This is a genomic window from Marinomonas sp. 15G6-16 (genome assembly GCF_055809555.1).
In genome coordinates, this window is the sequence record NZ_CM147916.1 from 1,017,749 (window position 1) to 1,042,543 (window position 24,795).

General features: G+C 42.4%; 19 protein-coding genes, 2 tRNA genes and 3 rRNA genes. 2 read left to right on the forward strand and 22 right to left on the reverse strand.

Going from position 1 to position 24,795, the window contains the following annotated elements; genetic code table 11:
• Window positions 1-13: 13 nt before the first annotated feature.
• Entirely contained in the window at window positions 14-1,918 is a 1,905-nt protein-coding gene (locus tag AC0L46_RS04900) for a PhoX family protein (RefSeq protein WP_473506216.1), read from the reverse strand.
• 242 nt (window positions 1,919-2,160) lie between these two features.
• Here AC0L46_RS04900 and AC0L46_RS04905 point away from each other — a divergent pair, with 242 nt between their 5' ends.
• Window positions 2,161-3,798 carry a methyl-accepting chemotaxis protein gene (locus AC0L46_RS04905; protein WP_473506218.1) on the forward strand — a complete coding sequence of 546 codons (1,638 nt, stop codon included), beginning with the start codon at window positions 2,161-2,163 and terminating at the stop codon, window positions 3,796-3,798.
• Window positions 3,799-3,890: 92 nt separating this feature from the next.
• Here AC0L46_RS04905 and ykgO read toward each other — a convergent pair whose 3' ends face one another.
• The 18 genes from ykgO to tyrS all read right to left on the reverse strand — a co-directional run bounded on the left by ykgO (window position 3,891) and on the right by tyrS (window position 21,425).
• Complete coding sequence (ykgO, locus tag AC0L46_RS04910) at window positions 3,891-4,031, reverse strand: type B 50S ribosomal protein L36 (protein WP_317002939.1); 141 nt, start codon at window positions 4,029-4,031, stop codon at window positions 3,891-3,893.
• Window positions 4,032-4,043: 12 nt separating this feature from the next.
• Window positions 4,044-4,289 carry a type B 50S ribosomal protein L31 gene (locus AC0L46_RS04915; RefSeq protein WP_317002938.1) on the reverse strand — a complete coding sequence of 82 codons (246 nt, stop codon included), beginning with the start codon at window positions 4,287-4,289 and terminating at the stop codon, window positions 4,044-4,046.
• A gap of 203 nt (window positions 4,290-4,492) precedes the next feature.
• Window positions 4,493-6,079 carry an ABC-F family ATPase gene (locus AC0L46_RS04920; RefSeq protein ID WP_473506220.1) on the reverse strand — a complete coding sequence of 529 codons (1,587 nt, stop codon included), beginning with the start codon at window positions 6,077-6,079 and terminating at the stop codon, window positions 4,493-4,495.
• A gap of 194 nt (window positions 6,080-6,273) precedes the next feature.
• Complete coding sequence (locus AC0L46_RS04925) at window positions 6,274-6,864, reverse strand: glutathione S-transferase (RefSeq protein ID WP_473506222.1); 591 nt, start codon at window positions 6,862-6,864, stop codon at window positions 6,274-6,276.
• A gap of 60 nt (window positions 6,865-6,924) precedes the next feature.
• Entirely contained in the window at window positions 6,925-8,202 is a 1,278-nt protein-coding gene (gene paeA, locus AC0L46_RS04930; protein WP_414682551.1) for a polyamine export protein PaeA, read from the reverse strand.
• A 184-nt stretch (window positions 8,203-8,386) separates the two neighbouring features.
• Window positions 8,387-9,340 (reverse strand): N-acetylmuramoyl-L-alanine amidase-like domain-containing protein, encoded by a 954-nt coding sequence (locus AC0L46_RS04935; RefSeq protein WP_473506224.1) that lies wholly within the window; start codon window positions 9,338-9,340, stop codon window positions 8,387-8,389.
• Between the two features lie 28 nt (window positions 9,341-9,368).
• A complete protein-coding gene (locus AC0L46_RS04940; protein ID WP_473506226.1) occupies window positions 9,369-9,707 on the reverse strand; it encodes a thioredoxin family protein in 339 nt (112 codons plus the stop codon).
• Complete coding sequence (locus AC0L46_RS04945; RefSeq protein ID WP_473506228.1) at window positions 9,704-9,991, reverse strand: YkgJ family cysteine cluster protein; 288 nt, start codon at window positions 9,989-9,991, stop codon at window positions 9,704-9,706. The genes AC0L46_RS04940 and AC0L46_RS04945 overlap by 4 nt, the downstream gene beginning before the upstream one ends.
• Window positions 9,992-10,005: 14 nt before the next feature.
• Window positions 10,006-11,094, reverse strand: coding sequence for an amidohydrolase family protein (locus AC0L46_RS04950; protein WP_473506230.1), 1,089 nt, complete (start codon window positions 11,092-11,094; stop codon window positions 10,006-10,008).
• Window positions 11,095-11,341: 247 nt separating this feature from the next.
• The gene (locus AC0L46_RS04955) at window positions 11,342-12,217 is read right to left on the reverse strand and encodes a porin (RefSeq protein ID WP_473506232.1); all 876 of its coding nucleotides are present in this window, start codon (window positions 12,215-12,217) and stop codon (window positions 11,342-11,344) included.
• Window positions 12,218-12,629: 412 nt separating this feature from the next.
• Window positions 12,630-13,181: a DUF2058 domain-containing protein gene (locus AC0L46_RS04960; protein WP_473506234.1), complete on the reverse strand. Its 552-nt coding sequence runs from the start codon at window positions 13,179-13,181 to the stop codon at window positions 12,630-12,632.
• A 161-nt stretch (window positions 13,182-13,342) separates the two neighbouring features.
• On the reverse strand, window positions 13,343-13,552 hold the full coding sequence (locus AC0L46_RS04965) for a cold-shock protein (protein WP_024024079.1): 210 nt from the start codon (window positions 13,550-13,552) through the stop codon (window positions 13,343-13,345).
• A gap of 922 nt (window positions 13,553-14,474) precedes the next feature.
• Window positions 14,475-14,589 (reverse strand): 5S ribosomal RNA (gene rrf, locus AC0L46_RS04970).
• A 202-nt stretch (window positions 14,590-14,791) separates the two neighbouring features.
• A 23S ribosomal RNA gene (locus tag AC0L46_RS04975) occupies window positions 14,792-17,675 on the reverse strand.
• 277 nt (window positions 17,676-17,952) lie between these two features.
• Window positions 17,953-18,028, reverse strand: a tRNA-Ala gene (locus AC0L46_RS04980).
• A gap of 20 nt (window positions 18,029-18,048) precedes the next feature.
• Window positions 18,049-18,125 (reverse strand) — tRNA-Ile (locus AC0L46_RS04985).
• A gap of 77 nt (window positions 18,126-18,202) precedes the next feature.
• Window positions 18,203-19,743: ribosomal RNA gene (locus AC0L46_RS04990) — 16S ribosomal RNA — on the reverse strand.
• Together the 16S, 23S and 5S rRNA genes with 2 tRNA genes alongside form the textbook arrangement of a ribosomal RNA operon.
• Window positions 19,744-20,120: 377 nt before the next feature.
• Entirely contained in the window at window positions 20,121-21,425 is a 1,305-nt protein-coding gene (tyrS, locus tag AC0L46_RS04995) for a tyrosine--tRNA ligase (protein WP_473506236.1), read from the reverse strand.
• Window positions 21,426-21,531: 106 nt separating this feature from the next.
• Between tyrS and AC0L46_RS05000 the strand changes: the two genes are divergently transcribed.
• Window positions 21,532-22,929, forward strand: a complete 1,398-nt coding sequence (locus AC0L46_RS05000; RefSeq protein ID WP_473506238.1) for a peptidoglycan DD-metalloendopeptidase family protein — start codon at window positions 21,532-21,534, stop codon at window positions 22,927-22,929.
• Between the two features lie 54 nt (window positions 22,930-22,983).
• Here AC0L46_RS05000 and trxA read toward each other — a convergent pair whose 3' ends face one another.
• From trxA to AC0L46_RS05015, 3 genes are all read right to left on the reverse strand, one after another.
• Window positions 22,984-23,310 (reverse strand): thioredoxin TrxA, encoded by a 327-nt coding sequence (gene trxA / locus AC0L46_RS05005; RefSeq protein WP_473506240.1) that lies wholly within the window; start codon window positions 23,308-23,310, stop codon window positions 22,984-22,986.
• 106 nt (window positions 23,311-23,416) lie between these two features.
• Entirely contained in the window at window positions 23,417-24,130 is a 714-nt protein-coding gene (locus AC0L46_RS05010) for an HAD-IA family hydrolase (RefSeq protein WP_473506242.1), read from the reverse strand.
• Complete coding sequence (locus tag AC0L46_RS05015; RefSeq protein ID WP_473506244.1) at window positions 24,127-24,792, reverse strand: DUF484 family protein; 666 nt, start codon at window positions 24,790-24,792, stop codon at window positions 24,127-24,129. The genes AC0L46_RS05010 and AC0L46_RS05015 overlap by 4 nt, the downstream gene beginning before the upstream one ends.
• Window positions 24,793-24,795: the final 3 nt, after the last annotated feature.

Here is a 24,795-nt window from a genome sequence, read left to right on the forward strand (position 1 = left end):
TAACGCCGAATAATTAACCGATTACCGCACCATCTTCACGCGAGATAGCAATCACACTTGAGCGAGGCACAGACTGACCGCCACCAGGCCAATGAGAATCACCTTTTTCACCTGGATGCTGAACGCTGATAAACATAGTAGTACGCTCAGTGTTCCAAGCAGCGCCCGTAATCTCACACTCCTTAGGCCCTACTAAGAAGCGGCGAATTTCACCTGTTTCAGGATCTCCAACCAACATTTGGTTGTTACCTTGCCCTTCAAAGCCTTTCGCATTGGAGTAGTTGCCATCTGTTTGGATCCACAACAAGCCTTTAGAGTCAAACTTCAAGCCGTCTGGCGAGTTGAACATGTTATCTTGATTCACATTTTGAGAGCCTGCATTTGCATCATCATACACAGCAGGGTTGCCCGCTAACACAAACAAATTCCATTTAAAGTCACTGCTTGTGTGGTCTTCATTCATAGGCGTCCAACGAACGATTTGACCAAAGTTATTTTCAACACGAGGGTTTGGCCCACCAGCTGGCGTTGCATCACCACCCGCATTTGGTTTAACTCCACGGTTTTTGTTATTGGTTAGCGCACAGAATACTTCCACTTTATTTGGATTCGATGCTACCCATTCTGGGCGATCCATTGTCGTTGCGCCAACTTTAGAGGCTGCGATACGAGTATGAATTGAAATTTCCGCTTCGGTCATACCTGTTGTTTTTGGCGTTAACGCCAACCACTCACCACGATTATTGTCGTGGAATTTGGCAACATACAAGGTGCCTTCTTCTAATAGATCACGGTTGTTTCCGCCTGCTAAATATTTATGCTTAGAAACGAAGCGATATAAAAACTCGCCACGCTCATCATCGCCTAAATACACGACAACATGACCATTAGAAGCAATAGTTAACTCTGCATTTTCATGTTTGAAACGACCAAGCGCAGTACGTTTTTTAGGGCGAGCTTTAGGGTCTAATGGATCAATCTCAACAATGTAACCTGCACGGTTCGGCTCGTTAGGTTCTTTTGATACATCAAAACGAGAGTCAGACATCGCCCACTTGTAACCCCAATCTTTATGGCTGATGCCATAACGCTTCATTTCTGGAGTTAATGAGAAGTTTTCGTCACTTGAAGAGAAGTAGCCGTTGAAGTTTTCTTCACAGGTTAAGTAAGTTCCCCAAGGCGTTTGACCATTACCACAGTTGTTCCAAGTGCCTTTTGCAACAACACCTTTAGAATCAGATGAAGTACGCATCAATTTGTGACCACGAGCTGGACCTGTAATGTCCATTTCTGTGTCGGCAGTAATACGGCGGTTAAACTCCGAATCTTTTACTATGCCCCATTGATTATTTTTATGGGCTATTTCAACTATGCTGACACCATGGGCCGCTTTGCTTTTGCGAATATCGTCTGCTGTTGTTGGCACACCATCCGTACGATTGGCGTGAAGTGTTTTTAAATTCGTGTATTCATTATTTACACATAGAATTTGACGACCGTGATGGGCAAACAATGCCATACCATCACAATGATCTCCAAACGCAGCTTCTTGAGATGCACCAGTACCGCCAGTAGCACCATTAAAATCTGGTGTACTGGAAAACATAGGCTCTCCCCAAGACGCTAATATTTCCCATTTATAACCTTCTGGAACAGTCACAGTATCAAGCGCATTTGCTTTCACCATCTTAAAAGCAAGGCGAGATTCTTCTGACCCAGCAGCAAGCGCTTTACCAGCGGCTAATGTGGTTGATCCCATAACAAAAGCACCCGCGCCAACAGCGACACCGCCACCCAAAAAACCACGGCGAGAAACCATCTTATTCGATACTTTTTCAAACTCTACAACCTCTGGCGCTGGTCGTACTAATTCATCTAACTCATCAAAGCTTAAATCATGTTTTTGCACGGTTTTCATAATACTGCCCTATAATATTGTTAATAGATGACTGCCGCTCAGCAACACTGCTTTCCGCATTAGCCTCTGTAAATACTGACTGTTAAAAGAAGACTTCCCCCTGCAAAAGGAAGTTGTACATAAAACTACAGTGAAAAAATGGCATTAAAATGACAGCTAGATTGCATTATGGTTATATGAGGAAAAGGCAACATGTTGAGACTAGTTGCATATAAAATAATAATGCTTTTGAGGATATTGAAATGATCAACACTCTACGTAAATTCTCGATCAATCTACGCTTAGTCAGCTTAGTTTTTTTCTTCTCCTTAGGCTTATTACTCGTTATTTATTTAAGCTTAACCACCAACAAACAATCTCTTCTCAATGAGAAATACTCACAAACAAAGCATGTTGTTGAAACTGCCACTGGCGTGTTTGAGTATTTTCATACACTCCAGCAATCTGGCGAGCTGAGCAAAGAGCAGGCACAACGCTTTGCTATGGAAACCATCAAAGATACTCGCTATTCAGAAGTCGAATATTTTTGGATAAATGACAATGCAGGCAACATGATAATGCATGGTGCAAACGCGTCATTGAATGGTAAGAACTTATTAAGTCTTGAAGACAAAAATGGGAAAAAAATCTTTTCTGAATTTATCAAAGTCGTAAAAGCGCAAAACGCAGGGTTCGTTGACTATTTATGGCCAAAACCTGGTAGCGAAGAACCGGTTGAAAAAATTTCCTATGTTCAAGGCTTTGAAGCTTGGGGCTGGATTATCGGCTCTGGTATTTACCTAGATGATGTTGATGCTCAATTTAATAAAGAAGCCATCAAACTCAGCATCATTAGTAGCGTGATTATTTTAGCCGCTTTATTTATCTCGTTCTTAATTATGCGCTCAATTCTGCTTCCGATAGGCCAAATACGCCTAGCCATGGAAAACATTTCACATGGTGATGGTGATTTAACCGCTCGTTTACCTGAAGCCGGCAATGACCAATTAACCAAGATTGCAGCTCACTATAATACTTTTGTAAACCGACTTTCTGGAACACTCACAAAAGCTGTCACACTCAACCAAGAAGTTGAAAATAAAAGCCAAGAGCTAAAAACTGTTGCTTCAAAAACCAAAGCAATCACTCAAGAACGTGAAGGCATGTTTGCTCAGATGACAGATACGATTAAAGAAGTTGATAGCTTTAAAGATGAAGTAATTGAAACAACGCAATCCACTATCACATCAGCACAAAATACAGCTAGTAAAACCCAAACAGGTCAAGAGTCAATCAAGCAAACCGTTGAATCATTAGATAAATTGTCTAATGAACTTGAGTTAGGACTTAAAACTGTTGTCCAGCTTGCCGAGCAGTCACAAACAATTGGTTCCGTACTGGATGTTATTAGCGCCATTTCTGAGCAAACTAATTTGTTGGCCTTGAATGCGGCAATTGAAGCTGCCCGTGCAGGTGAGCAAGGCCGTGGATTTGCTGTTGTTGCAGATGAAGTTCGTGGTTTAGCCAGCCGAACTCAAGCATCAACAGACGAGATTCAAGCTATGATAAACAAATTGCAAGATGGCGCGAAAGAAGCGGAATCTCGTATTACTGAAAGCCATCAGCAATCGCAAAAAACCACAGAAGAAATGTCACGCACCTCACAGTATCTACAAGAAATCGCACATTCGGTTAATGACATAAACACAGCAAGTAACACCGTAATACAAAGTGTTTCTATGCAAAGTGATGCAGTACAAAGGCTGAATGACTTGAATACAAAAGTGGCCGAGCTTTCCGCTCAAGCCAGTATGCAAGTTCAGAAAAATAATCAAACAAGTGAAGCTCTCGCTGACACATCAAAAGAAACTCGCAAGGTGATGTCGACGTTTAAGCTCTAAGAAAGTGAGTTGAAACAGCAACATCAACGCAATAAAAAAGCAGCCAGCTAATATATTAGCTGGCTGCTTTTTTCCAGTGATTGTCTCATCTCTTAGCGTTTACTTTTAACGCCTTGAGAAGCTTTGAAACGAGGGTTTGATTTGCAAATAACAAACAGACGCCCTCTTCTTTTTACGACCTTACAATCTTTATGACGATGTTTAGCACTTTTTAAAGAGCTGAGAATTTTCATGACAATCTTCCTTTATTTGCTCTTGCGGTAACGACGTTTGAACTGTGCAATACGGCCTTCTGTGCCGTGCGTTCTCTGTTCACCTGTATAGAAAGGGTGAGACGAGCTAGAGACGTCAATCGCCATGTAAGGGTATTCTGTCCCATCTCGCACAATCGTTTGCTGTGTTTCAACGGTAGACCCAATAAAGAAATAAGTGTCAATTTGAGTGTCATGGAAGGCAACCGTTCGGTAATTTGGGTGTATATTTTTGCGCATTGGATACTCCTTATAAAATGTTATGATATAACATTTTATATTTGCAGAGCAATACTGTCCTTTGTCCGCTGAAAAATACTTACTGCTCACCTAAATTAATCACTCAAGAAGCCAAAATACTTGTAAGCACCAACAAAAATGCCGCTTCTAAAAGCGGCATTGGGTGTGATCTTTTGCATCATTAAAATGTTTCGATGAAGGCCTTAAGCAATATGCGTTAGATACTCATCATAAGTCCCTTGGAAATCAATAACCTTGTTATCTTTGATTTCAATCACACGGTTCGCCAAAGAAGAGACAAAGGCTCGGTCATGGCTGACAAATATCAACGTACCATCAAAATCCATTAACGCATTATTCAAGGCTTCGATGGCTTCCATGTCCATATGGTTAGTTGGCTCATCCATAATCAGGACGTTCAAGTCCATCATCATAAGCTTACCGAATAATAAGCGGTTTTTTTCACCACCAGAGCAGACACGCACTTTCTTGTTGAAGTCATCTGCTGTAAATAATAAACGGCCTAACATGGCACGAACTTTCAAGTCATCATGTTTCGCAGTGCGCCATTTAGACATCCAATCAAACAAGGTTAAGTCACAATCAAAATCTTCTGTGCTGTCCTGTGGGCAATAACCTATCACCGCATTTTCCGCCCATTTGATCTCACCTTGTTTGGCTTTCAATTCATCCATCAAGCAACGAAGGAAGGTAGTCTTACCCGCACCGTTTTCGCCGATAATCGCTAATCGCGCCCCCGCATCAAGAATCATACTGCCGCCCGTAAACAACATTTCATCTTCAAAGCCATGCCCCAGATCTTCTAATATCAAGGCTTGGCGATGCAGCTTTTTATCTTGCTTGAAATTTAACGACGGCGTCATTCGACTCGATTGTTTTACTTCTGATAGTTCAATTTTTTCTAGCTTCTTCGCACGAGAGCTGGCTTGCTTGGCTTTTGATGCATTGGCAGAAAAGCGGTTTACAAAGGCCTGTAAGTCATCCATTTCAGCACTTTTCTTCGCATTTTCTGTGAGTAATTGCTCACGAATTAACGAAGAAGCTTCCATGAAATACTCATAGTTACCTGGGTAAATTCTCAATTCGCCAAAATCGATGTCCGCCATGTGAGTACATACTGTGTTTAAGAAGTGACGGTCATGGGAAATAATGATCATGGTGCACTTACGTTGGTTCAATACACCCGCTAGCCAGTTGATTGTGTGAATGTCCAAGTTGTTGGTTGGCTCATCCAGCAATAATATATCAGGGTTAGCAAACAAAGCCTGTGCCAATAACACACGCAATTTCCAACCCGGCGCTACTTGGCTCATTAAACCAAAGTGATATTCTTCTTCGATGCCCGCTTCAAGCAAGATATCGCCAGCGCGACTTTCGGCACTGTAGCCGTCCATCTCCGCAAACTCGGCTTCTAATTCACCCGCTCGCATGCCGTCTTCTTCGCTCATTTCTGGCTTAGCATAAATCGCATCACGCTCTTGCTTCACTTTCCAAAGCTCTACATCGCCCATAATCACAGCATCAACGACAGAGTATTCCTCAAAAGCGAATTGATCTTGGCTCAAGGTTCCGACTTTTTCACCTGGTGTAATGGAGACATTGCCTGATGTCGGCACTAAAGCACCACTCAGAATTTTCATGAAAGTCGACTTGCCACAGCCATTCGCGCCAATCAAACCGTAGCGATTGCCGTTACCAAATTTAGCAGAGATATTTTCGAATAATGGCGTTGCGCCAAATTGCATGGTGATATTAGCTGTGGAAATCAAAAGAAAGTCCTGAGAGTAAGTAATGAGAAAAGCGGTTTATCAATGCGGCTTAAGCAAGCGTACAAAAGATAAACACAAAGGGGTGCGAATATAGAGAGTTAAAGCGATAAAGTCGAGGGATAAAAAGAGTATTTAAAACCAGACATCAGTGACTCATTTATCATCTTTGAAAAATAAGTCATCTGATCCCTGCGTTATAAACTATTCGAGAACTGAATGGCTTTTTCTAATAAAGGCCATTTCAACAAACTCTCCTGATATTCTCCAGCCGTTCCGTTAAATTCAACACCATAGGAGTGTAATCGATATGCAAGAATGGCATAAAAAGCGTCCACAGCACCGGCGTTATCGAACATAAAAGGCAATCTGGCTTGTTGAAAAATAACAGCGAGTCTATCCAGCTCTTTTTGAATGCCCTCATTTCTATCCATTAATGGTGACACCGCTTCTAACGAGAACGGACACAGGCTTCTCAAGTTCATAAAGCCAGAATGCATTTCCATACAAAGACTTCTTGCCAATGCTCTTTCCAATGAGCTTTCTGGATACAAGGCACCATTGGACTCTTCATTAAAATATTCTGTAATTGCCAAAGAGTCATGAATAACCAAATCCTTTACGACTAAAGCGGGAACCAAGCCTGTAGGAGAATATTTCAGCACTTCCTCCTTGTAGCTATCTTTAGACAAGTCAATTGCGTGTATTTCACACTCTATTTTAGCCAGCTGGCCACACATCCAAGCTCTTAATGACCAAGTGGATAAAGTTCCAATGACTAATTTCATATTAAGCATCCTGTCATTATTCTGCGTTTAATCGTGTTCACTTTCCGACTTAAGGTGCCTTTACTTTAAACGAGTCACCAATAGCTGTTCAACTCGAACCCCTTCAAGGTCAAGCACCTCGAACTTATATCCTTCGTAGATATAAGAGTCTGTCCGCTTCGGCAAACGTTTCAAGCTGTATGTCATGAAACCACCAAGGGTTTCATATTGAGTGCGATCTGGAAAATCTTCAATGTCTAAGCTGCGCATAACATCGCTGATCGGCGTTAAACCTTCAATCAACCATGAATCTTTATCTCTCTGAACGATTTGCTCTTCATCTTCAGGTGTTAGCAAACCTCCCATGAAGCCAGCTAACAAGTCTTTGACTGTCACAATACCAACAATGGTTGCATACTCATTCACGATCACAGCGAAAGCCTGAGGCGCCACACGAAAGGCATTTAACGCTTCTGAAAGCGTCAATGTTTCTGGTAAATAGAAAACATCTTTGTCTACTTTCTCTGCTTTAATCTGTGCAGGCTCACCTTTTAAAACCAATCGCAGAATTTCTTTTGATTCGATAATGCCTTCAATTTTATCTAAACTGCCATTACAAACTAAGAAGTCATTATGAGGATGATCAATGATCTTCTGACTGATCACTTCACTGCTGTCATCAATATCGAAGTAGATAATCTGATCTCGTGGCGTCATAGTGCTAGAAATATTACGAGTTTCTAACTCAAACACATTTCCGATCAGCTGATATTCCTGTTTCTGTAAACTGCCATCTTCAGCACCAGCGTCCATCATGGCAACAATGTCTTCAGTCGTCACCACTTCTTGCCGCTCAATCGGTACATTGAATAAACGTAAAATAATATTGGTGATGCCATTAAATAAGAACACCACTGGCGTTAACAAAAACGTTACCCAAAGCATTGGCGTTACCATACGAATCGCTACAGCTTCCGGCATAATCATCGCAAGACGTTTTGGTAGTAAGTCCGCAAATAAAATAAACAACGACGTCAGCGCCAAAAACGACAGTGTGAAACTAATTTGAGCTAACAAAGGCCCAGTATAAAAAAAGCTAACAGCATCTTTAATATAAGGTGTAAGCGCTTGCTCACCAATGATACCGCCCAAGATTGCAATGGCATTTAATGCAATTTGTATCATCGCAAAAAAGGCCCCAGGCTTTTGTTGAAGATTAATAACAGCTTGAGCTTTTAAGTCTCCCTCTTCGGCCAGTACCCGAAGCTTAATTTTCCTTGCTGCCGCCATACCAATTTCAGACATAGCAAATAAGGCACCAGCAATAATTAATAAGCCAATACTCAACATATCATTCATTTACTTCTCACTCTAAAAGAAAGGGCCTAGCCCAAATATGAGCGCATTATAGAAGGAAGTTGAGCAGACACAATGTATATTTTTTATACTTTTAGAAGAGAGCAAAAACACTGCTTATAAGCATAAAAAGCGCTTTTTAAAAGCCTTATTTATCAAGAGAGAGGCTTTAAAAATTCTTTTAATATCAATTTCTTAACACTTGTACATTAAAACCTTTTAGAGACGATGTGCTGGTATATCGAGAAAAGTAATCAACAAAATCTTCATCAATCACTTTTTTATGAAGCACGCTGGCGTGACGAAGTAACAATTGACCCTCTTTGCGTATTGCAAACCCTTGATGGGAAACATTCATATTTGTGCCAATCCACTGTTTAAGCTCCCAATTTGGTCGTACCATGCTAATCACGCTACCAGAGGGAATCCGGTCTAAAATAGATTGATCGACTATAAAGCTAGCATCATCGGACTTGTCTGATGATGGCAAATAAAGTGCGGTTAATGGAACATAATCAAGGCTAGCGACTTCTGGCAAAAACGCATCACCTTCATCATGAAGTTGGTCTAATAAGCCATCACACTGGGCAGATAAATCCTTGTCACAATAAAGGTTTTTCTTCTCCATTTTCTGATACCAAGAGGCTTTATCAATGAAGGCTTCTGCAGTCATTAACGATTCTTGTGCCACTAACTGGGTAATATCTTTTAATTTATCTTGGTTGTTTGGGATCCAATCCAAACTTGGAAAGTGATTGCGAGAGATAAAAGTGACATTACTATCTTTGTAGCGAAAACTCAGTAAGCTGGGCATGAAGCCATTCTCAGAGCTCGACATGACGCCCGCTAAAATAGTTTCCACATACGTTGTACAGTCGAACTCATCAAACCGAACCAAAGGATCTTTATCGTACTTCCCTTGCTCGCCTTCCCCTAAACCACCGCCAACATAAGGCACACCTAAAAATATTTTACTTAAAGAGTTAATGCGTTCTTCTGAAGGGACAACATGCGGAGTATTTTCAAGTTCTTGATAAAACAAGGATTGATAAGAGAACTCTGTTTTTACGCTGGCGGCCACAGGTGCAACATAAAGCACAGCGAAACTCACTAAGGCCAAGAAAGAGGCCAAATTCAACATAACTCTCCAGCCTTATTGTTAGATAGGATCATGAAAGTAATAATAATCGACGGACTTCCTCTGCTGATGTGAAACGTACAATACGCTCAACCTCTTTACCATCACGCAATAAAATCAAAGTAGGCCAAAGCTTTACAGCGAACTGCCGTCCTAGCCTTTTCCCCTTTCCATCGAATATCTTGATATGCACCAAGCCAGAATGTTCGTCGATGGCTTCTTGCATGGCATTACGAGCAGCCTGACAATGACCACACCAAGGTGCACCAAACTCCAATAAAGTTAAGCCTGATAAGCCATGAATTTCTTCAAGGCTTGGCGCATCTTCAGAGTACTCTGTATTAAAGCCAATCGTTGCCGCTTGCATCATACCTTCTTAAATTCATCTCGACATTCATAAGAACCCATTTCAAATTCTCGACAAATCCAAGGGCGATTCTCATAAATTGTACAAAAATAAGTTTCTCGATCCACAGCAGAGCACCAACCATCATCTAGTCTCAGCATGGTTTCTCCGCCCCACTCATCAACAGAAATATGCTTTTCAGGAACACCAGTGTCACTGATGATCATAACTTCCATCCGGCAACAGGAGGCTTGGCAGTTGGAGCAAGCAACTTCAGGTTCTAAAACGTTGTTTAATTTAATATCCATAACTGCAGGATACCTTATAAACAAACCGCTGGCGCCTGATAGTCCAGATTTAGCAATTTAAAATAGTTTGCTCCCAATGCAATGTTACGAAATGCATCATCATTAAGGTACTGATGTATCCTACTCGTAACATTCAGCTCTTCTTGATACACCTCATAGGAATTATTTCGAAAAGCGACAAAATCTGAACCAGGAAGAATTCGCTCCGAATATTGGTTCATAAAATCAACGTACAATGGCTGATTACCAGGTCGGCTAAAGTAGTAGTCGTCCAATATTCTCCACGAAATATCCAACATCAAATTAGGGTATTGATCCAGTAAACGAGACAAAATGGAAATATGCTCGCGGGCATCTAACCTAGTTTGCTCATAGGAGACTCCCATGTGCGCCCAAACAATTTTATTATCAGGATAGCGTGCTAAGGCTTTTTCCATTAGATGCAAATAATAGGTTGGATGAGCGTCGTTACCGATATCTGAATGAATCGTAATCGGATAATTTCTTGCTCTGAGTTCTGTCATGAAGTCAGACCATTGTTCAATATTTTGAGGACTAGCAGGAACATGGTGATTATTAAACTGAGCTTGTTTAACTAGATTGACCTCTCCCATCCAATGAAACAAACCTGGGTATTCTTTTTCATACAATGCCATCAAAGCCATAGTCGACTCAGGGTTTGATAAATCAGTAAAGGTCATTGATAACGTCAAATGCAGGTCATCAGGAGCTGAGGCAATCATATTCTCTGCATTGACAAAATCGCTTCGTGTCGTTGGTAAAACAGGGACACCAGGGCATTTTGAATAATTAGAACAAGAAGACTGGGCTGGTAACATTTGCCCGATACCGTAAATGTTGACGAAACGGACACTGGTTCGAGACAAATATTCATTCATCTCGTCAAAAGGAATGGCTTTGCCATCGAAAGGTCGATAATGCAGGTGTGTATCTACAACAGGAGTATAAGGCTCAGTTTCCCTGTCATAGCAGGCAGACTCTCCTCGGAAGGAGTCAAGTGTTCTATTAATAGTTCCTTCTTGTGAAGAAACACACCCAGTTAACAACAAAGTGTTTAGGGCAAGATAGACAAAGTGCCTCATAAATTTTTCCAATACATCAAACAGTTAAAATAAGAGCAATAATTAGACATTATAGCAGCTTAGCTATAAAGCAATTTGAGGGTTGGAAACAAAATAAAAAAGGCACCAAATGTTGCCATTTGATGCCAAAAGAATTCCAACAATCTGCCTACAAGAGAAGAAATATGGAACCTTGAATGATCCTACTTAACATAAGGCTCCTTATAACCGGAGCCTTAGAGTAAATAAAATCATTTAATTAATGATCTTAGAAACCGTAGTAAACACCTACAGCTGTCGTAGTGTCTTCAGTGTCACCAAGCTGACCTACTTCGCCATAAACATACATGTTTGAAGCAAGGCTGTAGCTAACGCCTGCAGCATATTCGTTGTAATCATCAGAACCATCTTCAGAAACAACTTGAGCTGAAGCATAAAGATCACCTGCACCGTAACCATAACGAGTAGACAAACCTGTAATATCTTGATCATCGTTGCTTTCTAGTTTCGCAGAAACAGAAAGTGCTGGCGTTACTTGGTAACCGATAGAGAAACCAATTGTTTCTTCCGCATCATCAGAAAGTGAGTCATAACCAGCAGCAAAAGTAAGCGCATCAACACTGTACTTAGCAACAGCAGTTGTCGCATTTCCAGCACCTTCTGCCGTATTAACTTGTGAAGAAAGTTGCAGTTCTAAGCCATTAAAAGACGGAGAGAAGTAAGCAATCGTATCGCCTTCTTCTGTAGTATCAGCTCCTGTAAAACCAATAAATTCAAATTGATCTACAGAATCTTGAATTGCATCATTATAAATACTGTCGAAAGAACCTGCTTTTACTGTACCAAAGTTACCTTTTAAACCAACAAATGCTTGGTCAAGTTTCGCTTCATCAGTTTCATTATCTTCATCAGCATCAAACTCTAGTTCGTATTTGAAGAAACCAGTCAAATCATCATTGATTTTAGTCTCACCTTGTACACCCAAAGTCGAGCCATTGTCAGCAAAGTCACCAGTACCTTCAGTATCAGTGATTGCATACTGAATATTACCGTAAACATCAAATGTTGAGCCTTCTGCTGCGATAGCAGAAACAGAAGTCAATGCTGCGCTAGACACAGCAAGAGCAATAATCGATTTTTTCATTCTCGTTTCCTTTTTATAGATGCAATTTCTTTTTCTTCGTAAAAATGCACGATACGTGCAAGTAACAGGACAATAATCTAAACATTTCAAGATAATTAACAACGGTGTAAAACTTACTTGCACAGTCTTATCTTTTAGGGTTCTTTATTTTTGAAAAAAACTAAAGAAAAAGGAATATCAAGATTTTTAAGCTGAATAATGGAGAAAATAAACCTTATTTTTCAATAGGTTGAAAATGAATAAGGCGTTAATGTGCAAAACTTAGAAAAAGGTAAGGAGAAAAAACCAGCTCATTTGCAATCAAAGTGTAAATTGCATACTTGAACTTGGAACAAAGGAGGTGAAAACGGAAATGAAAGGAGAACTAAACAGTGAAAATGAGTATAAAAGACCCACTTTCACTAAGAGCATATCACCACATTAGATCATCAGGAATCTTAAAGTCCGCATATGGGTCATCCTCATCAACAGCGTCATCAAGTCGGTTATTACAAACGAGAACATAAGCTTCGTCCCGTTCTTTGATTTTAGCTGCGACTGGTTCAGCTACTAATTCATAAGCTTGATCAAGTTTCACAATAGCAAGGCGACCACGACTCAAATCATCATGCATAACCTGGCTAATATAAATCTGCTTGACTACTTTGTCGTCAGTAAAATGATAAGCAATATCGCCTTCTTCTTTACGGATTCGATTCTGTTCTATCATCTGACGGATCTGACCTTGAATAGCCTTTTTCTGAGCTACTTTTTGCTGCTCTAAATTAAGAGCGCGATCTCTCTCGGCCTTTTCTTCACGCTGGCGCTTCAATTCTTCTAAACGCGCGCTCTCATCTATTGGTGCAGCCTTGCCATTTTTCACCTTTTGCTTATGTTGCATCTGCTCAGTTTTTATCTTTTTTGCCTTTTTTTTATCAATAAGACCAGCTCCTAACAGCTGTTCCTGCAATGATTTGGCCGCCATTACTTTCTCCTAATTAATAGAATTTTCTACAATCAAAAAATTTAGAGAATATTGAAGTCTTCTCTATTGCATATATCTATCAAGTACAAAAACAAAAAAAGCGACTTAAAAGTCGCTTTTTTAGCATTCACACCGCTGAGAAAAATCTCAGCAACGTTACCTTATAAAGGTGTAACGTTTTGAGCTTCAGGGCCTTTTTTACCTTGAGCTACTTGGAATTCAACTTTTTGGCCTTCAGCCAAAGTTTTGAAACCAGAAGTGTTGATTGCAGAGAAATGAACAAAAACATCAGGACCTGAATCCTGAGTGATGAAACCGAAACCTTTAGTTTCGTTGAAAAATTTTACTGTACCAGTTACTACGTCAGACATGTCTGTTTATCCTGTAGGTTAAGTTAATTTATACGCAGATGTAAATCATCATACGTTATAGTGCTAAAAAAACTCGGTATTACTTATGACTTAACAGGACCGAACATACATAGCGTAGTATTCGCAACTCTGGACATAAATATTGCCAACTCTTTTAAACGAAATTGATTGTAGTCCGCTTTCAGTCACTGGGTCAATCAAGTTTTGAACAATTTTTCATTCATTTGCTATAAAAGAATAAAAAAAGCCTTTTATAGCAAATAATAGCTACATGTCTCTTAAGATTAGAGACTATAAAAATGCTCGCTAGATCATAAAAAATAAAACTGAGGAATAATAAAATAGAGAAGGATTTTCTGCTGCATCCATGCAGCTCTGAATCATCATGAAAAGGAGACAGGGCCTCCACCTTGGAGGCTTGGGCAATCCATTGCCCCCTGTCTGTAAATAACACTATCAAACAGTGAATATATTGTGCAAGAAAAAATTCAACTTTTTCTTGTGAATTAATTTTCTATAGAAGAGAGCCAACTTAATACAGACTCTAAACATTTACACTAACGCATCAAACAAGGCATGAGATAAGCAAGGCAATAGAGCGCCTTAGTTACCATTTACACAGACGCATCGAATCACAAGGCAGCGTGGTAGTTGAGTGTCTTGGTAGTCATTTACACAGACGCATTGAGGTACGAAACAGGCGCAAGTAAATGACCACTAAGACGCTCTTGTTTCTAATCTAATCTGTTCCCATCTCTGTTCCCTATCAGACCTTCCATTTCCTACAGACGAAAAAAAGCCCCGACAGCTTAGCTATCAGGGCTTTCTTAATTATAAGCTTGTCGACTTACTGCTCTCACATGCATATCTGCAATAAAAAACCCCACACAGCGTTGGCTATGTGGGGCTCTTAGTATTATAAGCTTGACGACGACCTACTCTCACATGGGATCTCCCACACTACCATCGGCGATGGCGCTTTTCACTTCTGAGTTCGGGATGGGATCAGGTGGTTCAACGCCTCTATGATCGTCAAGCAATTCGGCTGCGTTTTCACGCGAATACGTTGCTTGGATCTTTAACAATTCATTTTGAAATAACGTGTATCAAGGTTAAACCAGCGACCTCCATGGATGGAGGAAATGCTGAAAATTGTCAGGAACAATTTCAGTACTTTATCGTAATGTGTCTCTGTAATCTTTGATGAGCTTTCTCATCCAAAAACCACTTTGGTGTTATATGGTCAAGCCTCACGAGCAATTAGTATTGGTTAGCTCAATGCCTCACAGCACTTACACACCCAACCTATCAACGTCCTAGTCTCGAACGGCTCTTTAGGGGACTTATGTCCCAGTGAGATCTTATCTTGAGGGAGGCTTCCCGCTTAGATGCTTTCAGCGGTTATCCCGTCCGAACATAGCTACCCGGCAATGCCACTGGCGTGACAACCGGAACACCAGAGGTTCGTCCACTCCGGTCCTCTCGTACTAGGAGCAGCTCCTCTCAAATCTCAAACGTCCACGGCAGATAGGGACCGAACTGTCTCACGACGTTCTAAACCCAGCTCGCGTACCACTTTAAATGGCGAACAGCCATACCCTTGGGACCGGCTTCAGCCCCAGGATGTGATGAGCCGACATCGAGGTGCCAAACACCGCCGTCGATGTGAACTCTTGGGCGGTATCAGCCTGTTATCCCCGGAGTACCTTTTATCCGTTGAGCGATGGCCCTTCCATACAGAACCACCGGATCACTAAGACCTACTTTCGTACCTGCTCGACGTGTCTGTCTCGCAGTTAAGCGTGCTTTTGCCTTTACACTCTATGCATGATTTCCGACCATGCTGAGCACACCTTCGTGCTCCTCCGTTACTCTTTGGGAGGAGACCGCCCCAGTCAAACTACCCACCACACAGTGTCCTCGATCCAGATAATGGACCTGAGTTAGAACCTCAAACATACCAGGGTGGTATTTCAAGATTGGCTCCAATAGAACTGGCGTCCTATCTTCAAAGCCTCCCACCTATCCTACACAAGTAGGTTCAAAGTTCACTGTGAAGCTATAGTAAAGGTTCACGGGGTCTTTCCGTCTAGCCGCGGATACACAGCATCTTCACTGCGATTTCAATTTCACTGAGTCTCGGGTGGAGACAGTGTGGCCATCGTTACGCCATTCGTGCAGGTCGGAACTTACCCGACAAGGAATTTCGCTACCTTAGGACCGTTATAGTTACGGCCGCCGTTTACTTGGGCTTCGATCAAGAGCTTCGCCGAAGCTAACCCCATCAATTAACCTTCAAGCACCGGGCAGGCGTCACACCCTATACGTCCACTTTCGTGTTTGCAGAGTGCTGTGTTTTTAATAAACAGTCGCAGCCACCTGGTATCTTCGACCGATCAATGCTTACGGAGCAAGTCCTTCACACTAACCGGCGTACCTTCTCCCGAAGTTACGGTACCATTTTGCCTAGTTCCTTCACCCGAGTTCTCTCAAGCGCCTTGGTATTCTCTACCTGACCACCTGTGTCGGTTTGGGGTACGGTTCGATCATATCTGAAGCTTAGAAGTTTTTCCTGGAAGCATGGCATCAACCACTTCGCCCAAAAGAGGGCTCGTCGTCAGTTCTCGGTCTTAAAGGGACCCGGATTTGCCTAAGTCCCAAACCTACCGCCTTAAACACAGACAACCATCGCTGTGCTGGCCTAGCCTTCTCCGTCTCTCCATCGCAATATGTACGAGTACAGGAATATTAACCTGTTTCCCATCGACTACGCATTTCTGCCTCGCCTTAGGGGCCGACTCACCCTGCCCTGATTAACATGGGACAGGAAACCTTGGTCTTCCGGCGGGGGAGTTTTTCACTCCCCTTATCGTTACTCATGTCAACATTCGCACTTCTGATACCTCCAGCCTGCCTTACAGCTTGACCTTCAACGGCTTACAGAACGCTCCTCTACCATGCGTATAAATACGCATCCGTAGCTTCGGTGTACAGTTTAGCCCCGTTATATCTTCCGCGCAGGCCGACTCGACTAGTGAGCTATTACGCTTTCTTTAAAGGATGGCTGCTTCTAAGCCAACCTCCTAGCTGTCTAAGCCTTCCCACATCGTTTCCCACTTAACTGTAACTTTGGGACCTTAGCTGACGGTCTGGGTTGTTTCCCTTTCCACGACGGACGTTAGCACCCGCCGTGTGTCTCCCGTAATTGCACTCATTGGTATTCGGAGTTTGCATGGGGTTGGTAAGTCGGGATGACCCCCTAGCCCAAACAGTGCTCTACCCCCAATGGTGAGATACGAGGCGCTACCTAAATAGCTTTCGAGGAGAACCAGCTATCTCCGAGCTTGATTAGCCTTTCACTCCTATCCACAAGTCATCCCCGGACTTTTCAACGTACGTGGGTTCGGTCCTCCAGTTAGTGTTACCCAACCTTCAACCTGCTCATGGATAGATCGCCCGGTTTCGGGTCTATTCCCAGCAACTAAACGCCCTATTAAGACTCGGTTTCCCTACGGCTCCGCTAATCGCTTAACCTTGCTACTGAAAATAAGTCGTTGACCCATTATACAAAAGGTACGCAGTCACGGAACAAGTCCGCTCCCACTGCTTGTACGTACACGGTTTCAGGATCTATTTCACTCCCCTCACAGGGGTTCTTTTCGCCTTTCCCTCACGGTACTGGTTCACTATCGGTCAGTCAGGAGTATTTAGCCTTGGAGGATGGTCCCCCCATATTCAGACAGGATAACACGTGTCCCGTCCTACTCGTTTTCATTGAAATGGCGTTTTCGTATACGGGGCTATCACCCACTATGGCGACCCTTTCCAGAGTCTTCTACTAACACCAAATCAACTTAAGGGCTAATCCCCTTTCGCTCGCCGCTACTTAGGGAATCTCGGTTGATTTCTTTTCCTCCGGGTACTTAGATGTTTCAGTTCCCCGGGTTCGCCTCGTTAAGCTATGTATTCACTTAACGATACCCGCAAGCGGGTGGGTTTCCCCATTCGGAAATGTTCGGATCAAAGTTTGTTTATCAACTCCCCGAACCTTATCGCAGATTACCACGTCCTTCATCGCCTCTGACTGCCAAGGCATCCACCGTGCACGCTTGGTCACTTGACCATATAACCCAAAATAGTTTCGGATCACATACCTAAGAGCTTTTGTTCCTCTTAGGATTTACGATAATAGAAGTCACTAGGTTAAAGTGAACTTCCACCGGTTTAACGCTTGATTCATCGTTATTTCAAAATTTGAATTGTTAAAGAGCAAGTTTAGTGCAAAGCACTAAGTCAGAGACTAAAAAGTCAGAACACATTCAAAGCACGCTTTGAATCGATTCTGTTTAGTGTCTTGCTTAGAACTCTCGCTAATCTTAAACACAGAAGAAGTTAGTAAATGGTGGAGCTATGCGGGATCGAACCGCAGACCTCCTGCGTGCAAAGCAGGCGCTCTCCCAGCTGAGCTATAGCCCCATTATTCACTGTCTAGTATTTGGTGGGTCTGGGCCGATTTGAACGGCCGACCTCACCCTTATCAGGGGTGCGCTCTAACCAACTGAGCTACAGACCCAAACACTTTCTGTGCGTCTTATAAAGTAGATATACATCAGATAATTTGTGTGAACGCTCACCAGAGCTTCTATCGTTTAAGGAGGTGATCCAGCCCCAGGTTCCCCTAGGGCTACCTTGTTACGACTTCACCCCAGTCATTGACCACTCCGTGGTAACCGCCATCCCGAAGGTTAAGCTAGCTACTTCTGGAGCAATCAACTCCCATGGTGTGACGGGCGGTGTGTACAAGGCCCGGGAACGTATTCACCGTAGCATTCTGATCTACGATTACTAGCGATTCCGACTTCATGGAGTCGAGTTGCAGACTCCAATCCGGACTACGACGTACTTTATGGGATTCGCTCACTATCGCTAGCTCGCAGCCCTTTGTATACGCCATTGTAGCACGTGTGTAGCCCTACTCGTAAGGGCCATGATGACTTGACGTCGTCCCCACCTTCCTCCGGTTTGTCACCGGCAGTCTCCTTAAAGTTCTCAGCATAACCTGCTAGCAAGTAAGGATAAGGGTTGCGCTCGTTACGGGACTTAACCCAACATTTCACAACACGAGCTGACGACAGCCATGCAGCACCTGTCTCATAGTTCCCGAAGGCACCAAAGCATCTCTGCTAAGTTCTATGGATGTCAAGAGTAGGTAAGGTTCTTCGCGTTGCTTCGAATTAAACCACATGCTCCACCGCTTGTGCGGGCCCCCGTCAATTCATTTGAGTTTTAACCTTGCGGCCGTACTCCCCAGGCGGTCTACTTATTGCGTTAGCTGCGCCACTAAGTCATTACAACCCAACGGCTAGTAGACATCGTTTACGGCGTGGACTACCAGGGTATCTAATCCTGTTTGCTCCCCACGCTTTCGCACCTCAGTGTCAGTATCAGTCCAGAGTGTCGCCTTCGCCACTGATGTTCCTTCCTATATCTACGCATTTCACCGCTACACAGGAAATTCCACACTCCTCTACCGTACTCTAGCCTGCCAGTATCCGGTGCCATTCCAAGGTTGAGCCCTGGGATTTCACATCAGACTTAACAAACCACCTACGCGCGCTTTACGCCCAGTAATTCCGATTAACGCTTGCACCCTCTGTATTACCGCGGCTGCTGGCACAGAGTTAGCCGGTGCTTCTTCTGGAGCTAACGTCAAAACATTTGGGTATTAACCAAATGCCCTTCCTCACTCCTGAAAGTGCTTTACAACCCTAAGGCCTTCTTCACACACGCGGCATGGCTGGATCAGGCTTGCGCCCATTGTCCAATATTCCCCACTGCTGCCTCCCGTAGGAGTCTGGGCCGTGTCTCAGTCCCAGTGTGACTGGTCATCCTCTCAGACCAGTTAGAGATCGTCGCCTTGGTGAGCCTTTACCCCACCAACTAGCTAATCTCACGCAGGCTCATCTAATAGCGGAAGGCTCCGAAAAGTCCCCTCCTTTCCCCCGTAGGGCGTATGCGGTATTAGCATGCGTTTCCACATGTTGTCCCCCTCTACTAGGCAGATTCCTACGCGTTACTCACCCGTCCGCCGCTCGACGCCTGATAGCAAGCTATCATCGTTTCCGCTCGACTTGCATGTGTTAAGCCTGCCGCCAGCGTTCAATCTGAGCCATGATCAAACTCTTCAGTTAAAAAGTTTGCTTACTCAAGTATCGAAACACCAACAATTTACTTATAAAGCGAATTGACGTGTTTGACGTCTCGTAAGACTTCAATTTTTTTGATCAACTTACTAACTAAAAGTCAGTAGCCAATCTTCTGAAGTCTCCAGCGAGCGCCCACACAAATTATCTGATTATCTATTTTAAAGAGCGTTTGACTTACATGTCGGCCTACTTAGAAAACCAAGCTGCAAAATCAAATTTGCTTCAGCGACTGTGTCAGTGGGTGGGTATAATACATTCTGATTTTTTTAGCGCAAGTACTTTTTAAAAGTTTTTTAATATTTTTATCTGCATATAAAAAAAGGCGCATAAGCGCCTTTTTACTAAATAGATAAACCACTCATTTAAAGAACAAATAAGTGGTGTTTTTTCTTACCCAGTTTCACTAAGAAATACTTGTTGTAGTAACCCTTTTCTGCTGAAAAAATTGCAGCAGCATCCATGTTGTTATCAATCCCTTGAGCCAGACCGTTTACCACAACAGAATTACGTTGCAATGCATCTTTAACTTGTTTGCCACTTGCAGCCAAACCAGCATCGGCCAAAAGAGATGTTAGCGGCGTTGCCATCAAATCAATCCCTTGTAAAGAGCTACTTGGTAAACCATCCAATTGAATCTGCTCTAAGTCTTGCTCACTCAAGTCATCCGCTTGGCCACTAAACAAGGCTTTTGTAATACGCTCTGCTGCTTGCAACCCTTCTTCACCATGCACTAATTTAGTTGCTTCGCGGGCAAGGATAGATTGAGCTTCTGGCTTACCAGCACTTTCTTGATCAGCCTTTTCAATAGCATCAATTTCTTCAAGGCTTAAAAAGGTAAAGAATTTCAAAAACTTATAAACATCAGCGTCTGCTGTGTTCATCCAGAACTGATAAAAAGCATACTGACTGGTTTTAGCTGAATCCAACCACACAGCACCAGATTCTGTTTTACCAAATTTCGTACCATCTGACTTTGTCACTAATGGAACGGTTAGGCCAAATGTTTGAGCTTGATTCTGACGGCGAGACAAGTCGATACCACCAACAATGTTCCCCCACTGATCACTACCGCCCACTTGAATAGTACAATCATAAGTCCGGTTAAGTTCAGCAAAATCCATACCCTGCAACAAAGCGTAAGAGAATTCAGTAAAGGAAATACCAGCCCCTTCACGGTTAAGGCGCTGCTGTACAGACTCTTTATTTATCATTGCATTTACTGAGAAGTGCTTACCAATTTCCCGCAAGAAATCCAGCATACTCATTTCGCCAGCCCAATCTAAGTTATTAACAACTTTTGCTGGATTTGGCACGTCATCAAATTTCACAAATTGACTTACTTGACCTCGAATTTTTTCAGCCCAACTAGCTACAACATCTGATGTATTTAATTGTCGCTCTGTTGCTTTAAAACTTGGATCACCAATCAATCCCGTTGCGCCACCAACTAATGCAATTGGCTTATGTCCAGCGTCCTGAAATCGTTTTAATACAAGCAAAGGAACAAGGTGACCAAGGTGCAAACTGTCTGCTGTTGGATCAAAACCGCAATAAAGTGTACGACTTTCATCTTCAAGATGTTTTTTTAGCTCCTCTTCTGCCGTCATTTGGGCAATAAGTCCGCGAGCCTGCAAGTCATTTATAAGGTCTTTACTGCTTACCGTCATTATTTTGATCCATTTCCTAGTGAGTTTACGTGAGTTAAGCATTCAATTATAAAAGCAATCTTGATAGGATGATAAGGCTTTCTTAAAGATTTTTTGGATACCTATTTTGATCAAATTACTACCTACAAAACATTTAATTCTTATTGCTGTTGTCTGTACACTTCTCGCCATACTTTTAATCGTCATTCCAGAAGAGCAGCCTTCTCAGAACAAAGTAATTTCTCTTGAAGCTAATCTTGAGCAAGTTCACCAATCTGATCTCGTATTTAACGACCTACAACAGCCAACATATATTACTGCTCACACATCCGATCAAGACAGTATCGATACGGCATACAGTGCCCCAACACCAGAAGCATTGATAAAAAAGAACAGCCCCCCAACTTATAAAGAGCAAACTATTACTGTTTCTTCAGGCGACTCTTTATCAAAGCTTTTATCTCAAGAGGGAATTTCCGCTCAAGATATCTACAAAGTTTCTATTGCTGATAAAGAGCAAAAAACCTTATTACGAATGCTACCTGGACAGGAGCTTAGCTTTACCACCAATGAAAAAACTGGAGAATTAACCCAGCTTACTCTTGTGCTAAATCGTTTAGATAAGGTAACTTTTAAGCGCAACGAAAACACTTTTGATCGAACAGAGGTTTCTCGAGAGCCCGACATCATAAAGACCTACAAAGAAGCTGAGATTAACAACTCTCTTTTTGTTGATGGATTAGCGTCTGGAATAGAGCAATCTCTGCTCATTGAACTTGCTAACATCTTTGGCTGGGATATCGACTTTGCCCTTGATATTCGTAAGGGTGACAGCCTTAGCGTTCTGTATGAAGAAAAATTTCTAGATGGTGAAAAAATTGGCCACGGCAATATCATAGCGGCCCAATTCATTAATAATGGACGCACTTTTCAAGCAATTCGTTACACAACATCCAGAGGTTCAAGCTATTACACACCAGACGGTTTAGCTATGCGCAAGGCCTTTATTCGAACCCCTGTGGATTTCACTCGGATTTCATCTAAATTTAACCCAAACCGACTACACCCTATTTTCAAGACAAGCCGACCTCACCGAGGCGTTGATTACGCAGCAGCAAGCGGAACGCCAGTAAAGGCAGCAGGTGACGGAAAAATCTCCTTTGCAGGAAAACAAAATGGTTATGGAAACGTGGTTATTATTGATCATGGTAAAGGCTACCAAACACTTTATGCGCACCTGAAAGGGTTCGCTAAAGGCACAAAACGAGGCACCAAAGTATCTCAAGGAAAAATAATCGCTTATGTAGGACAAACGGGCTGGGCAACTGGACCTCACCTACATTACGAATTTCGCATCAATGGTGTTCACAAAAACCCTGTAACAGTGAAACTACCCAACGATGAGCCAATGCCAAAAAGCGACCTACAAGCCTTCTTGCCTTACGCCAAACAAGTTGTGGCGACATTAGAAAGTTCTCACTCACCAGCTTTCGCCCAAAAACTCGCATCAATCAAAAATAGATAAAACAAAAAAGGCAGCTTATTAGCTGCCTTTTTTAAAAATTCTTAACACCTCTTCTTAGATAGCGTTATTTACGAACTCAACCAACTGAGACTTAGATACAGCGCCAACTTTCGTTGCAACAACTTCACCGCCTTTAACAACAAGCAATGTAGGAATACCGCGAACATTGTATTTAGGTGCCGTTTCTTGGTTTTCATCAACGTTAAGTTTAACTACTTTAACTTTACCAGCGTATTCTGCTGCAACGTCTTCCAAAACTGGAGCAATCATTTTACATGGACCACACCAAGGAGCCCAAAAATCAACAACTACTGGAATATCTGAATTCAATACTTCTTCCGCAAATTGTGCGTCGGTGATTTGAATTGTGTTTTCACTCATAATTAAGTTTCCCTTAAAATCTGTTTGTACTAATTAATGGGGTTAGTGTACCACTAAATACTTAGGGTAAGAATCTATATCTTTCAATTGAAATAATAGACAAAGCCTATAGTGCCAGAGAGGAAATAGCCGAAGGCAACTCTAATAACGAGTGCACTTCAGCATTGGATCTAGCTCCCCACTCATCCGCCCACCGCCTTGCCCCATGACGGTTAAACCAAATACTTTTCGCTCCAACATTTGTCGCCCCTAAAACATCGTCAACTGGATGATCTCCAACGTGGATAATTTGAGAGAAGTCCAATCCTGCTTTCTTAGCAGCCATAGAAAAAACATCGGCGCTGGGCTTTGCAGCTCCAACTTGATCAGCGCGAATGGCAAATTGAAAATATTGCCCTAAACCAACATAAGGGTGGAAAACATCAGCATTTCCGTTTGTGATAACCGCTAAATCATATTCCTGACTTAACTCTTCCAGAACATCCATAACATGAGGAAAAAGATCTACTCTTTGGCGCCACTCACAAAAATGCGCCAATGCCGCTTTCGCCATTAAATCCGCTTCTTCTGTTGGTAAGCCGAACTTTCTTAACGACGTTTTATACACTCTCAAGCGTAATTCAGTCAGATTAAAAGCAATTTCTGAGGCTTCATCGATAATTCGTTGCTTGATGCTTTCCTGAACAGAAAATGGAAACTGCTGACTATAGCCCGGAAAGCGCTCCTCAAACCAAGATTCCATTGCATATTCTGCTCTTGTGATAACTGGCGCCACATCCCACAAGGTATTATCTAAATCAAATGTAATCAAAACACTCATTTCAACAACCTTAGTAGAATGGCACTCAATAAATCAGCAAGATATTGAAGAAACAAACTCCCTTTATCTTTGCTAAAAGCCGTAGGCGTTTTATCACCCAAAACGAGAACACCACATTTTTTCACTTCACCGCCTGAGCGAGAAAGAAGAGGCAATACAGCCACGGAGTGAATTTGGTCTGCATCGTCTGAAAAGAAATAGCTCATTTCATTCGCAGGCAAGATACCACAGAAACATTCAGTGAACCCTGAAGTATGAGACAAGTCAGAATCTTCATTAACAAGGTTATGAGTTCTGACAGCACTATCTGTAACATCACCAAATAAAATAAGGGAATGATAAGGAACTTGGAAATCATCTCTAACCATGTCCCCCACTACCATAGAAAAGTCGTCTAACGATTCGCAGTTCAAGCCAGCCAATATAAGCCGACGACTCTTCTGCATGGTCGATTCATTTTCTCGTGCAACATCGACAAGTCGTTCAAATTGGCTTCGATAGCCAGCTGTCGACTTCTGTAACACACTCACTTGATACTCAAGCAAAGAAACGACATTACCGCTAACAGGATGAGGAAGCGTTAAGCTTTCTAATACATCAGAATTTCGAACAAAGAAATCTGGCGTACTCAACAAATACTGAATTACTTCCTCTTCGCTCATACA

Bases quoted from the DNA above. Each gene is read 5' to 3' on its own strand.
- AC0L46_RS04900 (WP_473506216.1), bottom strand. From the start codon at position 1,918: ATGAAAACCGTGCAAAAACATGATTTAAGCTTTGATGAGTTAGATGAA.
- AC0L46_RS04905 (WP_473506218.1), top strand. From the start codon at position 2,161: ATGATCAACACTCTACGTAAATTCTCGATCAATCTACGCTTAGTCAGC.
- ykgO (WP_317002939.1), bottom strand. From the start codon at position 4,031: ATGAAAATTCTCAGCTCTTTAAAAAGTGCTAAACATCGTCATAAAGAT.
- AC0L46_RS04915 (WP_317002938.1), bottom strand. From the start codon at position 4,289: ATGCGCAAAAATATACACCCAAATTACCGAACGGTTGCCTTCCATGAC.
- AC0L46_RS04925 (WP_473506222.1), bottom strand. From the start codon at position 6,864: ATGAAATTAGTCATTGGAACTTTATCCACTTGGTCATTAAGAGCTTGG.
- paeA (WP_414682551.1), bottom strand. From the start codon at position 8,202: ATGAATGATATGTTGAGTATTGGCTTATTAATTATTGCTGGTGCCTTA.
- AC0L46_RS04935 (WP_473506224.1), bottom strand. From the start codon at position 9,340: ATGTTGAATTTGGCCTCTTTCTTGGCCTTAGTGAGTTTCGCTGTGCTT.
- AC0L46_RS04940 (WP_473506226.1), bottom strand. From the start codon at position 9,707: ATGATGCAAGCGGCAACGATTGGCTTTAATACAGAGTACTCTGAAGAT.
- AC0L46_RS04945 (WP_473506228.1), bottom strand. From the start codon at position 9,991: ATGGATATTAAATTAAACAACGTTTTAGAACCTGAAGTTGCTTGCTCC.
- AC0L46_RS04950 (WP_473506230.1), bottom strand. From the start codon at position 11,094: ATGAGGCACTTTGTCTATCTTGCCCTAAACACTTTGTTGTTAACTGGG.
- AC0L46_RS04955 (WP_473506232.1), bottom strand. From the start codon at position 12,217: ATGAAAAAATCGATTATTGCTCTTGCTGTGTCTAGCGCAGCATTGACT.
- AC0L46_RS04960 (WP_473506234.1), bottom strand. From the start codon at position 13,181: ATGGCGGCCAAATCATTGCAGGAACAGCTGTTAGGAGCTGGTCTTATT.
- AC0L46_RS04965 (WP_024024079.1), bottom strand. From the start codon at position 13,552: ATGTCTGACGTAGTAACTGGTACAGTAAAATTTTTCAACGAAACTAAA.
- tyrS (WP_473506236.1), bottom strand. From the start codon at position 21,425: ATGACGGTAAGCAGTAAAGACCTTATAAATGACTTGCAGGCTCGCGGA.
- trxA (WP_473506240.1), bottom strand. From the start codon at position 23,310: ATGAGTGAAAACACAATTCAAATCACCGACGCACAATTTGCGGAAGAA.
- AC0L46_RS05010 (WP_473506242.1), bottom strand. From the start codon at position 24,130: ATGAGTGTTTTGATTACATTTGATTTAGATAATACCTTGTGGGATGTG.
- AC0L46_RS05015 (WP_473506244.1), bottom strand. From the start codon at position 24,792: ATGAGCGAAGAGGAAGTAATTCAGTATTTGTTGAGTACGCCAGATTTC.